This window comes from Streptomyces sp. CS113, from assembly GCF_002188365.1.
GTDB classification, from domain to species: domain Bacteria; phylum Actinomycetota; class Actinomycetes; order Streptomycetales; family Streptomycetaceae; genus Streptomyces; species Streptomyces tendae.
On record NZ_KZ195574.1, the window covers coordinates 486471 to 500296 of the forward strand.

Sequence of the window (13826 nt, forward strand, 5' to 3'; positions counted from 1 at the left end):
CGGCAACACTCCTCGTGGGCTTCGGGCAGCACGGTCGGGGCACGGTCGGGCGTTGTCGAGCACTGTCGGGGCATGACTCTGCGACGTCAGCCGTGACATGTCAATACGTGCTCGATACAAAGCCGTTCCGAGCAGTTCCGCGCAGTTCCGGGTACCTGAGGTGCCGCTACATCCCGTCCTGCACCACCCCGCGTGTCGAGAGCGTGACGGGGTCCTTGGTGGTGAAGTCCCCCGGCGGGATGCCCGGATGGTGCCCTTCGTCGGAAGGCGGTGCCTGGTCGCGCGGGCCCAGGGTGAGCCGGGAGACGATCCGGTAGCGGTCGCCGCGGTAGAGGGAGTGCACGTATTCGACGGGCCGGCCGCGGGTGTCGGTGGTCAGGCGCTCGAAGAGCAGCGCCGGGGAGAGTTCGGGCACGTCGAGCAGGTCGGCCTCGGCGCGGGTGACCACGGTGGGTTCGATGGACTGCACGGCTTCGCTGACCCGTACGTCGTGCCGCTCGACCAGGTGCTCGTACAGGTCGCCCTGCTCCAGCTCCTCACTGGTCAGGTCCGGGACCAGGTCGGCCGGCACGTGCAGGTACTCGATGGCCATGGGCGAGCCGTCGACCAGCCGCAGGCGTGCCACGTAGTGGATCCGCGCCGCCGGCGAGATGCGCAGCCTGCGGCCGACCCGGGCGCCCGCGGGCAGCGTGCGGACCTCCAGGAGTCTGCTGGTCCAGGCGCCGGCGGCCTGCGGGAGGCTGAAGGCCCGGCGGTCGGAGACCAGTTCCTGGGTGATCTTCTCGGCGGCGACGAACATGCCCCGGCCGTGCTCGCGCACCAGCAGTCCGGCGACCACCAGTTCGTCGATCGCGGCACGCAACGTGGGCCGGGACACGCCGAGTTCGGCACACAGGGTGCGCTCCGAGGGAATCGCGTCCCCCGGGCGCCGGTCCTCGATGAGTTCCAGGACGGCGTCGCGGACGCGCTCCCGTTTGAGCACCGCACCGGAGGCGGCGGCGTCGATCTCCATGCAGTACTCCCGTAACTGGTCTGCTGGTCAGCCGAGCTTACCTGTCCACCTCGGGCGCGAACCAGCCACTCCCCGCGTTCGGTCGGCCGAAAACCCGTACATACGTGAGGGGTTGACGCCCTCATTGGTCCATGCCACCTTCGACCAACGCCGACTGGTAAGCCCAGCGCCCCTTACTGGTCAAGTGCGGGTGTGTGTCGTCCCTTCCAGCTCTTCCAGAGGTGAACCGTGAAGTACCGTTCGCTCGCCCTGCTCTCCACGCTGGTGCTCGGCGCCGGGCTGGCCGCCTGTTCGTCGTCCGGCGGCTCCTCCGACGGCGCCGGGGACGGCAGGACCGCCCTCGACGTGTGGCTCATGCGCGACAGCGTGTCGGCCGGGTTCCAGAAGGAGTTCGAGACGGGCTTCGAGAAGACCCACTCCGACATCGACCTGCGGATCCAGATCCAGGAGTGGGAGGGCATAGGCGAGAAGGTGACCGCGGCCCTGGCCAGCAACGACGCCCCCGACGTCATCGAGGTCGGCAACACCCAGGTCGCCCAGTACGCCCAGAGCGGCGGCCTCACCGACTTCTCGGACCGGGTCGGCGAACTCGGCGGCGCCGACTGGCTGGAGGGGCTCGCCGAGCCCGGGTCGTACGAGGGCAAGCAGTACGGCATTCCCTACTACGCCGCCAACCGGGTCGTCATCCACCGCACCGACCTGTTCGAGAAGGCCGGGATCGATCCCGCGCGGATCAAGACGCGGGACCAGTGGATCGCCGCCTCCCGCAAGCTGAACACGGGCGGGACCCAGGGCATCTACCTGCCGGGGCAGAACTGGTACGTGCTGTCCGGCTTCGTCTGGGACGAGGGCGCCGACCTGGCCGCGAAGTCCGGCGGTGAGTGGAAGGGCGGCCTCGACAGCCCCGGTGCGCTGCGCGCCATGGACTTCTACCGGCGCCTCCAGGCCCTCGGCAAGGGTCCCAAGGACTCGGACGAGTCCCAGCCGCCGCAGGCCGAGGTGATGGCGAAGGGGCAGGTCGCCCAGATCATCGCGGTGCCGGGCGGGGCCAAGGTGATCGAGGAGAAGAACCCGGAACTCAAGGGCAAGCTCGGCTTCTTCCCGATCCCCGGCAAGACCGCCGACCGTCCGGGCGCCGTCTTCACCGGCGGTTCCGACCTGGTCGTCCCGGCCGTCGCCGCCCACCAGGAGGAGGCGTTCGCGCTCATCCGCGAACTGACCGGGGACGCCTGGCAGAAGAAGCTCGCCGTCGCCATGAGCTACGTGCCGAACAAGACCACCCTGGCGGGCGCCGTCGCCGACGACCCGGGCACCGCGGCCATGGCGGCCGGCGCCGCGAACGGACACGCCACGCCCAACACCCCCCAGTGGGCCGCGGTCGAGGCCAAGAACCCGATCAAGGAGTACATGACCGCCGTCCTCACCGGCGAGGACGCCCGGTCCGCGGCGGCCGACGCCTCCCGGACCATCACCGAGACGCTGGGCGGCGACTCCTGACCGCCGCCGGCCCGCAGACCCCGACGATCAGGAGGCGACGTGTCGACCGTCCGTGAGCGGAGCGTGCCGCGCGATGCCGGCCGCCGCCCGCCCGCGACCGCCGGGCGCTCCGGCGGGCGCGGCCGGGGCACCCTCTGGCCGTACCTGCTGATCGCGCCCGCGGTGCTGGGCATGCTGTACCTGCTGCTCTATCCGCTGGCCCGGGCGGTGCTCATCTCCTTCCAGGACTTCCGGCTGCGTCAGCTGATCCTGGGGGACGCCGACTTCGTCGGTCTGCGCAACTACCGGACGCTCCTGGGCGACCCGCGGTTCTGGGAGGTAGTGCGCCGCACCTTCGTGTTCATGACGGTCAGCGTCGTCGCGATCATGGTGCTGTCCACCTTGGTGGCGCTGATGACCGAGCGGCTGGGCCGGGTGGCCAGGACCCTGGTGCTCAGCTCCCTGGTCCTGGTCTGGGCGGTCCCGGTGGTCGCGGCCACCACCGTGTTCCAGTGGCTGTTCCACTCCGAGTTCGGCATCGTCAACGAGACCCTCACCGGGCTCGGATTCGAGTCGTACGAGGGCTACCCCTGGTTCGCGCACGGCGGGGCCGCGTTCGGCATCGTGGTGGTGCTGATCGTCTGGCAGTCCGTGCCGTTCGCCGCGATCACGCTCTACTCGGCGCTGGTCACGGTGCCGGCGGAGCTGTACGAGTCGGCCCGCATGGACGGCGCGGGGGCCGCCCGCGTCTTCCGGTCGGTCACGTTCCCGCTGATCCGGCCGATCTTCATGCTGGTCCTCTCGCTCGAGGTGATCTGGACCTTCAAGGCGTTCGTGCAGATCTGGGTGATGACCCGCGGCGGGCCCGGCGAGGCCACCACCATCCTGCCGGTCTACGCCGTGCAGACCGCGCTGGCGGGACAGCGCTACGACCTGGGATCCGCCGCCTCGATGCTCACGGTCCTGCTGATGAGCGGCGTCCTGATCCTCTACTTCCGCCAACTGTTCCGTCAGGAGGGCGAGCAGCCGTGAGCACCCCGCGTCCCCGTCCCCCGGTGCGCCGCGCGCTGCGCCGCCTCCCGCTGAACGCCGCCGCCGCACTCACCGTGGTGGTCTGCCTGTTCCCCGTGTACTGGATGGTCACGACCGCGTTCAAACCGTCCACCGACATCCAGAGCTACGATCCCCGGCTGGTGCCGAGCAGGTGGACGTTCGAGCACTTCCGGGTGGCGGTCGAGGCCGACGGCTTCGCGCTGTTCTGGCGCAACAGCCTCCTGGTCACCCTGAGCGCCGTCCTGCTCGCCCTGCTGGTCGCCCTGGGCGCCGCCTACGCCGTGGCCCGCATGCGCTGGCGCGGGCGGCGCCAGTTCATGCTGGCGGTGTTCATCGCGCAGATGGCGCCCTGGGAGTCACTGATCATCCCGATCTACATCATCTCCCGCGACACCGGGATGCTCGACCGGCTGCCGACGCTGACCCTGATCTACTTCATGATCACGCTGCCGTTCACGGTGGTCGTGCTGCGCGGCTTCATCGCGGGCATCCCGCCGGAGCTGGAGGAGGCGGCGCAGGTCGACGGCTGCACCCGGGCCGGGGCGTTCCGCAAGGTGGCGTTCCCGCTGCTCGCGCCCGGTCTCATGGCCACCTCGCTGTTCGGCTTCATCACCGCCTGGAACGAGTTCACCTACGCCAACTTCCTCATCATCAAGCAGCAGGACAGCCGCACGCTGCCGGTGTGGCTCTCCTCGTTCCAGTCGACCTTCGGCACCGACTGGGGGGCCACGATGGCGGCCTCCACACTCTTCGCGCTGCCCGCGCTGATCATCTTCCTCGCCCTGCAACGGCATGTGACGGCCGGGCTGGCGTCGGGAGGCGTCAAGGGCTGACCGGACCGGCGTTCCGGCGTCCCTCCCTCCTCACCCTCCTTCCTCCCCCTCCCCCCCGCCGCCCTCCTTCCTCTCCCGCTCCGTCCTCCCTCCCTGCCTCCCTATCTCCCTGCCTCCCTGCCTCCCTGCCTCCCTGCCTCCCTGCCTCCCTGCCTCCCTGCCTCCCTCCCTCACGGTCACGCACCGAACGACCACCGGAGTCGCCCCGTGGATCTGCCCCGCCCCGAACTGGCCCTCGTTCCCCGTCCCCGCCGCCTCTCCACCCGCTCCGGCCGCTTCCGTCTCGACGGCACGACCCGGCTGCGGGTCACCCCGGGGGCCGGTCCGGCCGCGGCCCTGCTGCGCACCCTCCTCGCCCCGGCCACCGGGCTGCGCCTGGACTCCGCGACCGACGGAACGTTCGTACTCGCCCTCGACCCGGCGCTGACCGGCCTCGGCGAGGAGGGGTACGGACTGACCGTGAGTCCGCACGGTGTGCTGCTGCGGGCCGCCCGCCCGGCCGGGCTGCTGTGCGGAGTGCAGACGGTGCGGCAACTCCTGCCCTACGAGGCCCTGTCCGGGCGGCCGGTGCGGGGGGTGCCGTGGGAGCTGCCGGCGGTGGAGATCACCGACGTGCCCCGCCACGCCTGGCGCGGCTCCATGCTCGACGTGGCCCGGCACTTCCAGCCGGTGTCCTATCTGCGGCGCTACGTCGACCTGCTGGCGCTGCACAAGCTGAACGTCTTCCACCTCCACCTCACCGACGACCAGGGCTGGCGGATGCCCGTGGCGGCCCACCCCCGGCTCACCGAGGTCGGCGGCCGGCGCGCGGAGTCGATGGTGGGCCCCGCGGGCAGCGACCGGTTCGACGGCGTGCCGCACGGCGGCGCCTACACCCGCGCCGAGCTGCGGGAGCTGGTCGCGTACGCGGCGGAGCGCGGGGTGAGCGTCCTGCCGGAGACCGGCGTGCCGGGGCACGTCCGCGCCGCGCTGGCCGCCTACCCCGAGCTGGGCACCGACCCCGCCCGCCGGCTGAACGTGTGGACGCACTGGGGGGTGTGCGAGAACGTCCTGGGCACCGGCGACCACGTCCTGGACTTCTTCCGCACCGTCCTGGACGAGGTGATGGACGTCTTCCCCTCGCCGTACGTGCACCTCGGCGGGGACGAAGTCCCCACCACGGAGTGGGAGCGGAGTCCGGCGGCGCGGGCCCGTGCCGCCCGGGAGGGCCTGGCGGGGCCCCGTGCGCTGCACCCCTGGTTCATCGCGCGGCTGTCCGAGCACCTGGTGCGCGCCGGACGCCGGCCGGTGGTCTGGGCCGAGAGCGGCGTCGCCCTCCCGCTGGACTGCACGGTGATGAGCTGGCGCGAACCGGCGCACGCCCGGGCGGCGGCGCTGCGCGGCCACCAGGTCGTGCACGCCGACCACCGCGCGGCCTACTTCGACTACGCGCGCAGCACGAGTGCCGGGGAGCCGCCCGCGCAGCCCGGCGGCGTCGTCGACCTGCGCGCCGTCCACGCCATGGACCTCGCGCCGCCGACGCGGGAGGCGGCGTCCCGGGTGCTGGGCGCCCAGGGGCAGTTGTGGACGGAGTTCGTGCGCACCCCCGAGCACATCGAGTACCTCACCTTCCCGCGGCTGTGCGCCCTCGCCGAGCGGGTCTGGGACGGCACGTCGCCCTGGCGGGACTTCACGGCCCGGCTGGCCGGACACCGCGCCCGCCTCGATGCCCTGGACGTCCCGCACGCCGACCCGCCGGCCGGGCTCCCCGTGACGATCCCCCACACCCCGCACCACCCACCGACGCTCCCGCTCCGGCGGGAGCCGTGCCGAAAGGATCCCGCATGAGAAACCGACCCACCGCAGGCCGCGCCCGCCTGGCGCTCGCCGTGGCCGTCGTCCTGGGCGGCGGTGCCCTGACCGCGCTCCCGGCCCAGGCCGCCCCCGCCGCCGACGGACTCACCGTCCAGTACCGCACCAGCGCGAGCGGGGCCACGGCGGACCAGACGGAACCCTGGCTCAAGGTCCGCAACACCGGCTCGTCCACCGTGCAGCTGAGCCAGGTGAAGATCCGCTACTACTTCAAGGCGGACTCCCCGAACACCTCGTACCGTTTCGCCTGCTCCTGGGCGGTGCGCGGCTGCTCCGCCGTCACCGGCACGTTCGGCACCCTGAGCAACCCGACCGCGACGGCCGACCGCTACCTGGAGGTCGGCTTCACCTCGGCGGCCGGCACCCTGGCGCCCGGTGCGGACACCGGTGACCTGCAACTGCGCTTCTACCAGAGCAACTGGCAGATGCTGCGGCAGAGCGACGACTACTCGTTCGACGGAGCCCGGACCTCGTACGGCGACTGGGACAAGGTCACCGCACAGCTGGCCGGTGCCACCGTCTGGGGAACGGCCCCCGACGGCAACGACCCCACCGACCCGACGGACCCCACCGACCCGCCCGGTGGCGGCCAGACCCTGTTCGACGACTTCGACTACGGCTCGCACACCGACCCCGCGCTCTCCGCGCACGGCTGGAGCGTGCGCTCCAACTCCGGCGGGCCCGGCGTGCCCGGCGCCACCTGGGACCCCTCGAAGGTCACCTTCGCCTCCGCGGGCGGCAACTCGGTGATGAACCTGGAGACCTCCACGGCCGGCACCGGCGCGTCCACCACGCAGACCGAGGTGCTGACCAAGTCCATGAAGTTCCGCAACGGGACCTACGCCGCGCGCGTGCGGTTCTCCGACGCGCCGAAGTCGGGACCCGACGGGGACCACCTGGTGCAGACCTTCTTCACCATCAACGACCTCAAGGCGCCGATGGCCGACGACTACGCCGAGTACGACTTCGAGTACCTGCCGAACGGCGGGTGGGGCGAACCGTCCAACATCCTCTACACGACCTCCTGGGAGACCTACAACCCCGATCCCTGGCAGGCCGTCAACCAGCACTCCGAGCAGCGCAGCAGCTACGCCGGCTGGCACGACCTGGTGGTGACGATCGACGACGGCGCCATCACCTACTACGTGGACGGGCAGTTGTTCGGCACGCACGGCGCGCAGTACCTGCCGGAGCGGCCGATGTCGATCAACTTCAACCAGTGGCTGATCGACCTGAACGGCCAGACCTCGACGACACCGCGCGCCTACGACCAGCAGGTCGACTACGTGCTGCACGTCAAGGACCAGGTGCTCACTCCGGCCGAGGTGGCCGCGAAGATCGCCGGGTACCGCGCCGCCGGTACCGGGTTCGTGGACGAGGTGCCCGCCTCGTGACCCCCGGCGGGGACGGTCAGAACAGCCGCTCCTGACCGGGCGCGGGCCGTCCCCGCCGACCGCGCGGCCGGGCGCCGGGTGCGGGCGCCGTCTCACCGAACAGGGGGGCGGTGCCGTACTCGTCGGGCTCGGCCGGGACGGTGGCGGGGCCGGTGCCCACGTTGAGGACCAGGGGGGCGTCCCGGTCGAAGTCGCCCGGCGTCATCGCCACCCAGTCACGGTCCTGCCGCTCTCCCACGCACCGACACCTCTCTCGCGCCGCCCGCCGCGACCACGCGACGCTACCAGCCCGGCGGGGACGCCGTGATCACGGCTCCCGCGCCGCCCGCATCCATCGTTCCCCGGCTCCCGGCACGCGACGCACCATGATTGATTCTGCACCGTACGAGCTGTTTTCGATCATCTTCGTGCACCAGCTCTCTCGTTTCGAACTCTTGACAGGCCCTGATCCGGTCGATTTACTCCCGATCAACGCCGATGTCGTGTGATCGGCGGCAGAGGTACGCCCAGCCGGTAGCTGGCTTCGCGCCAGGAGCCCGGACTGAGTCGCCAGGACGGCCACGCGCCTCCGAGGCGGGGACGTGCCCACCACCCTCCGGAGCTCGAACCATGAGCCGTACGCAGGTGCACACCCCCAGGAAGCCGGTGCTGGCCGGCATCGGTGCCACCGCCGTCCTCGTCACCGCCGCCGCCCTCGTCCCGGGCAGCGCCCAGGCCGAGGCGGCGACCTACACCCCGCCGCCCGCCCACGCGGGCTTCGACTACCAGATCGGCGGCGCCTACACACCGCCGGCCGGTGTCGAGGTGGTCAGCCGCGACCACACCGCCGCCCCCGCACCGGGCCTGTACAACATCTGCTACGTCAACGCCTTCCAGGCCCAGCCGGGCGCCGAGCAGGACTGGGACGACGACCTGCTGCTGCGGGACGCCAACGGCGACATCGTCTACGACACCGACTGGGGCGAGGCCTTCCTCGACATCCGCACCGCCGGCAAGCGCGAGCGCATCGCGGAGAAGGTCGGCACCTGGATCGACGGCTGCGCGGACAAGGGCTTCCAGGCCGTCGAACCGGACAACTACGACAGCTACACCCGCGCGGGCGACCTGCTGGACGCCGCCGACGCGCAGGGCCTGATCAAGCTGCTGGCGGAGCGCGCGCACGCCGACGGGCTGGCCATCGGGCAGAAGAACACCGTCGAGCTGGCCCCGAACCGCGAGGCGAACGGGCTGGACTTCGCGGTCGCCGAGGAGTGCGGCGAGTGGGACGAGTGCGGCGACTACACGGCCGAGTTCGGCGACCGGGTGATCGTCATCGAGTACACCGCCAAGGGCCTGTCGAAGGCGTGCGCGGGTTTCGGCGACGAGCTGAGCATCGTCCGGCGCGACCTGGACGTGTCGCCGAAGGGCAGCAGCGGCTACGTCCGTGAGACCTGCTGACACCGCCCGACGGCCAGTGAAGTCCTTGGAGGTACAGATGGATGCGGTCCGACGTGCCGCGCGCCCCTCGCGCAGGGGTGTGCTGCGGGCCGGCGGGGGTGCCGCGCTCGCGGCGGCCGCGGGCACCTCGGTGACCGGCTGCGGGGCCGGAACCGACGACGGTGTCGCGGCCGACGGCACGGTCACGGTCGAGATGTGGCACGGCCAGGCGGACACCGCGAAGAAGGTCCTGGAAGGGCTCGTCGCCGACTTCGAGCGGGCCCACCCGAAGATCAGGGTGAAGCTGGGCGGCGGTGTGCTGTCCGACGTCATGCTTCAGAAGGTGACGGCCGCCCTCGCCGCCGGTTCCTACCCCGACATCGCCTACATCTTCGGGTCGGACCTGGCCCGGGTGGCCCGCAGCCCGCAGGTCGTGGACCTCACCGACATGGTCGGGTCGGGACCCGTGCCGTGGAAGAACTACTGGGCTGCCTCCAGGGACGCCGTCACGCTCAACGGCAGGGTCAGGGCCGCCCCCGCGGTGCTCGACTCGCTCGCCGTGGTCTGCAACAGGAAGCTGTTCCGCGAGGCCGGTCTGCCGCTGCCGAAGGCCGGCTGGACCTGGGAGGACTTCGTCTCCTCGGCCCGCACGCTCACCGAGTCGGGCCGGGGCCGGTTCGGCACCGGCTGGCCGGGCACGGGCGACGAGGACACCGTGTGGCGGCTGTGGCCGCTGATCTGGGACCTGGGCGGCGACGTCGTCGACGACGGCGGCAAGGGCATCGGCTTCGCCGACACCGGCGCCCGGGCGCTTCAGGTGGTGGCCGACCTGGCCCGCGACAAGAGCGTGTACGTCGATCCCAAGCCCGGCAGCGAGCAGATGTACCAGGTGTTCCAGTCCGGCCGCATGGGCATGGTGGTCACCGGGCCGTGGCAGCTGCCCGACATCGAGACCGCCGGGATCGACTACCACGTCGCTCCCCTGCCCTGCTTCAGCGGACGCCCGGTCACCATCTCGGGGCCCGACACCTGGACCGTGTTCGACAACGGCGAGGCCCGGTCGAAGGCCGCCCGGACCTTCCTGACCTGGCTGGCCCGGCCCGAGCAGGACGTGCGCTGGGACATCGAGGCCGGCAGCCTCCCGCTCAGCCGCCGCACCGAGGCCCTGCCCGCCTGGCAGGACAAGGTCGCCCGCACCGAGGGCCTGAACGTGTTCACCACGGCGTTGGAGACGGCGCGGGTGCGCCCCGTCCACCCGGCGTACCCGGAGGTCTCGCAGGCGCTGGGGCAGGCGGTCGTCGCCGTGCTCCTGGGGCGCAGCAGTCCGAAGAAGGCGCTGCGTGCCTGCGCCGACGAAGCCAACGCCGCCCTGCTCATCCCGCGTTGAGGAGCCACACCGCCATGCCGCGCCTCCCCCGCCCCATCACCGTCGAGGGCCCGCCGCCGGACCCACGGCCACTGCGCCGCAAGCGCCGCCGCGAGACCGGCACCGCCTGGGCGTTCGTCTCCCCGGCGGTCCTGATCGTCCTCGGTCTGAGCATCGTCCCGGTCGTCTGGTCGCTGCTGCTGTCCTTCCAGGCCAGCGACCTGGTGACGCCCAGCCGCTGGGTCGGCCTGGACAACTACCGCGCCCTCGCCCAGGACCCGAACTTCAGCCAGGCGGTCCGCAACACCCTGCTCTACACGGTCCTGTACGTGCCGCTGAGTCTGCTGTTCGGCCTGGCCCTGGCCATGGTCCTGAACCGGCGCATCCGCTTCGTCGGCCTCTACCGCACCCTGATCTTCGTGCCGTTCGTGCTGTCGGCGACCGCGCAGGGCGTGCTGTTCTCGTTCATTTTGGACCCGGAGTTCGGCGCCGCGAACTCGGTGCTGCACCGCCTCGGCGTCTCCTCGCAGGGCTTCCTGTCCGATCCCTCCCAGGCGCTCCTGGTGCTGGTGGCGATCACCCTGTGGAGCGGCACCGGGTTCTGTGTGGTGGTCTACCTCGCCGCCCTCCAGGACGTGCCGCAGTCCCTGATCGAGGCGGCCCGCCTCGACGGCGCCGGACGCCGGCACCTGCTGCGCCACGTCACGATGCCCACGCTCACCCCGGTCACCGTCTTCCTGGTGCTGTGGCAGGCCATCCAGTCCCTCCAGGTGTTCGACCTCGTGTACGTCACCACCAAGGGCGGTCCGCTCGGCTCGACCACGGTGATCGTCTACTTCATCTGGGAGCAGGCCTTCAAGAACGCCACCGCCGGATACGGGGCGTCGGCCGCCTACGTCCTGGCCGTCGCCCTCGGCCTGGTCGCCGGGGCCGTCCGCATCGTCCGGCGTCGGGGACGCCACCGTCTCGAAGGGGCACGCTCATGACGGCGACCTCCGCCCGGCCCGACACCGCCGCCACCGCCCACGACCTCGCGCGGGCCCCCGCCGCCGGCGAACGGCGCCGCCCGCGGCTCCCGTTCAGTCCCTGGCACCTGCTCCTGGCGCCGCTCGCCCTCGTCTTCGCCGTGCCGCTGGTCTGGCTGGTGCTCAGCTCCGTGATGAGCAACGCCGAGATCAACCGGTTCCCGCCGGCCCTGTGGCCGTCCGGCATCGACCTCGGCGGCTACCGCTACGTGCTGGGCAACGCGATGTTCCCCCGCTGGTTCGTCAACTCGCTGATCGTCTCCGCCGTCACGGTCGCCGCCAACCTCGTCTTCGGCTCGCTCGCCGGGTACGCCTTCGCCCGGATGCGGTTCGCGGGCTCCCGGGTGCTGATGGGGCTGATGCTGGCCACCATGGCGGTGCCGTTCCAGCTGACGATGATCCCGACGTTCCTGGTGATGAAGAAGCTCGGCCTCATCGACACCCTGGGCGCGCTGATCGTGCCGTCGCTGGTCACGCCGTTCGCGGTGTTCCTGCTGCGGCAGTTCTTCCTCTCGCTGCCCAGGGAGCTGGAGGAGGCCGCCTGGATCGACGGCTGCTCCCGGCTGCGGGTGCTGTGGCGGATCGTGCTGCCGCTGTCGCGGCCGGCGCTGGCCACGGTCGCCGTGCTCACCTTCCTGACCACGTGGAACGACCTGACCTGGCCGCTGATCGCCATCAACCACGACACGCAGTACACGCTGCAACTGGGCCTGACCACCTTCCAGGGCCAGCACCACACGCAGTGGGCGGCCGTGATGGCGGGCAACGTCATCACCGTGCTGCCGGTCCTGCTCGCCTTCCTCGGCGCGCAGAAGACCTTCATCCAGTCGATCACCTCCAGCGGACTCAAGGGCTGACCACCCGCCCCGCGTCCGCCGCCACCCGCAACGGAAAGAACCCGCATGAGCACCGCCCACCCGACCGCACCCAAGATCACCTTCGTCGGAGCCGGCAGCGTCGTCTTCACCCAGGGTCTGCTCGCCGACCTCTTCGCCTTCGACGAGCTGAAGTCCGCGCACATCGCCCTGCACGACATCGACCCGGAACGCCTGGCCACCGCGCGGGCCGCCGCCGAGTACATCGCCGCCGAGCGCGGTGCCCGGCCCCGCGTCACGGCGCACGCCGACCGCCGCGAGGCCCTGGCCGGCGCCGACTTCGTCATCAACATCGTCCAGGTCGGCATGGGCGAGGCGACCCGCACCGACTTCGAGGTCCCGGCCCGCTACGGACTGCGCCAGACCATCGGCGACACCCTCGGCGTCGGCGGCATCTTCCGCGCCCTGCGCACCTTCCCGCTGCTCAAGGCGCTCGGGCAGGACATCGCCGAGGTCTGCCCGGACGCCTGGCTGCTCAACTACACCAACCCGATGGCGATGAACGTCCAGTACCTCGCCGAGGCGACCGGCCTGACCCGGGTGGTGGGGCTGTGCCACTCCGTGTACTGGACGGTCCAGGGCCTGTGCGAGCTGCTGAAGGTCCCCTACGAGGAGGTCACCTACCGGGCCGCGGGCGTCAACCACCAGGCGTGGATACTGCGTCTGGAGCACGGGGGCGAGGATCTCCATCCGCGCCTGGACGCCCTGATCGCCGAGGACCCGCAGCTGCGGCGCCGGGTCCGCATGGACATGTACCGGCGCCTCGGCCACTACCCGACGGAGACCAGCGAGCACTCCTCCGAGTACGTCCCCTGGTACCTGCACCACGACAGCGAGATCGACCGGCTGCGGCTGCCCGTCGGCGCCTACCTGGGCATCGTCGACGAGAACGTGGCCGAGTACGAGCGGACCCGCGACGCGCTGGCGTGCGGGGCGCCGCTCACGGTCGAGGGCACCATGGAGTACGCGCCGCAGATCATCCACAGCATGGTGACCGGCACGCCCCGCACGGTCTACGGCAACGTGCCGAACCACGGTCTGATCGAGAACCTGCCGGCCCGGGGCACCGTCGAGGTGCCGTGCCTGGTCGATGCCGCGGGCCTCCAGCCCACCCGCATCGGTGCGCTGCCCCCGCAGCTGGCGGCTCTCAACCGGGCCTATCTCAGCACCACCGACCTGGTGGTGCGGGCGGCGACGGAGGACGACCCGCGGCACATCCGGCACGCGGCGATGGCCGACCCGGCGACGGCGGCGACCCTCAGGGTCGAGGAGATCTGGCAGCTGTGCGACGACATGGTCCGTGCGCACGGGGACCTGCTGCAACCGGGGCTGCGGGGCGTACTCGCCCTGTGAGCCGACCGCCTCGCGGCGGAACTGGTGCGGCCCCGCGTACGGGGGAGAACGCGGGGCCGCACCTTGCAAGCTATCGGAGTAAGCGGTCGTCTGCCAGACCCGGCGCTCGCCGGGCCGGCACGAGCCTTCGCCACCCGGCCGCCACGGGCGGCCCGTTCCCCGGGCGGGCACC

At 71.6% G+C, this 13826-nt stretch carries 12 protein-coding genes; 10 read left to right on the forward strand and 2 right to left on the reverse strand.

The window, feature by feature from the left end; translation table 11 throughout:
• Positions 1-166 precede the first annotated feature (166 nt).
• On the reverse strand, positions 167-1012 hold the full coding sequence (locus tag B9W62_RS01860; protein WP_087804504.1) for a GntR family transcriptional regulator: 846 nt from the start codon (positions 1010-1012) through the stop codon (positions 167-169).
• Between the two features lie 228 nt (positions 1013-1240).
• Between B9W62_RS01860 and B9W62_RS01865 the strand changes: the two genes are divergently transcribed.
• The 5 genes from B9W62_RS01865 (at position 1241) to B9W62_RS01885 (ending at position 7619) form a co-directional block, all read left to right on the forward strand.
• Positions 1241-2509 (forward strand): extracellular solute-binding protein, encoded by a 1269-nt coding sequence (locus B9W62_RS01865; protein WP_087804506.1) that lies wholly within the window; start codon positions 1241-1243, stop codon positions 2507-2509.
• Between the two features lie 39 nt (positions 2510-2548).
• Positions 2549-3520 carry a carbohydrate ABC transporter permease gene (locus B9W62_RS01870; protein ID WP_179235304.1) on the forward strand — a complete coding sequence of 324 codons (972 nt, stop codon included), beginning with the start codon at positions 2549-2551 and terminating at the stop codon, positions 3518-3520.
• Complete coding sequence (locus B9W62_RS01875; protein WP_087804508.1) at positions 3517-4374, forward strand: carbohydrate ABC transporter permease; 858 nt, start codon at positions 3517-3519, stop codon at positions 4372-4374. Before B9W62_RS01870 ends, B9W62_RS01875 begins: the two co-directional genes overlap by 4 nt.
• Positions 4375-4581: 207 nt before the next feature.
• On the forward strand, positions 4582-6201 hold the full coding sequence (locus tag B9W62_RS01880) for a beta-N-acetylhexosaminidase (RefSeq protein ID WP_087804510.1): 1620 nt from the start codon (positions 4582-4584) through the stop codon (positions 6199-6201).
• Positions 6198-7619 carry a cellulose binding domain-containing protein gene (locus tag B9W62_RS01885; RefSeq protein ID WP_087804512.1) on the forward strand — a complete coding sequence of 474 codons (1422 nt, stop codon included), beginning with the start codon at positions 6198-6200 and terminating at the stop codon, positions 7617-7619. The genes B9W62_RS01880 and B9W62_RS01885 overlap by 4 nt, the downstream gene beginning before the upstream one ends.
• A 16-nt stretch (positions 7620-7635) precedes the next feature.
• Here B9W62_RS01885 and B9W62_RS01890 read toward each other — a convergent pair whose 3' ends face one another.
• The gene (locus B9W62_RS01890; protein ID WP_087804514.1) at positions 7636-7857 is read right to left on the reverse strand and encodes a hypothetical protein; all 222 of its coding nucleotides are present in this window, start codon (positions 7855-7857) and stop codon (positions 7636-7638) included.
• A gap of 371 nt (positions 7858-8228) precedes the next feature.
• On the opposite strand from B9W62_RS01890, the gene B9W62_RS01895 reads away from it, so the two are divergent.
• Genes B9W62_RS01895 through B9W62_RS01915 form a run of 5 tightly spaced genes read left to right on the forward strand, consistent with a single transcriptional unit; the run spans position 8229 to position 13654 of the window.
• Positions 8229-9056, forward strand: a complete 828-nt coding sequence (locus B9W62_RS01895) for an endo alpha-1,4 polygalactosaminidase (protein ID WP_087804516.1) — start codon at positions 8229-8231, stop codon at positions 9054-9056.
• Positions 9057-9093: 37 nt separating this feature from the next.
• Positions 9094-10422, forward strand: coding sequence for an ABC transporter substrate-binding protein (locus tag B9W62_RS01900; RefSeq protein ID WP_087804518.1), 1329 nt, complete (start codon positions 9094-9096; stop codon positions 10420-10422).
• Positions 10423-10436: 14 nt separating this feature from the next.
• Positions 10437-11387 carry a carbohydrate ABC transporter permease gene (locus tag B9W62_RS01905; protein WP_003978324.1) on the forward strand — a complete coding sequence of 317 codons (951 nt, stop codon included), beginning with the start codon at positions 10437-10439 and terminating at the stop codon, positions 11385-11387.
• The gene (locus tag B9W62_RS01910; protein ID WP_087804520.1) at positions 11384-12283 is read left to right on the forward strand and encodes a carbohydrate ABC transporter permease; all 900 of its coding nucleotides are present in this window, start codon (positions 11384-11386) and stop codon (positions 12281-12283) included. The genes B9W62_RS01905 and B9W62_RS01910 overlap by 4 nt, the downstream gene beginning before the upstream one ends.
• Before the next feature lie 45 nt (positions 12284-12328).
• Entirely contained in the window at positions 12329-13654 is a 1326-nt protein-coding gene (locus tag B9W62_RS01915; RefSeq protein WP_087804522.1) for an alpha-glucosidase/alpha-galactosidase, read from the forward strand.
• Positions 13655-13826 lie beyond the last annotated feature (172 nt).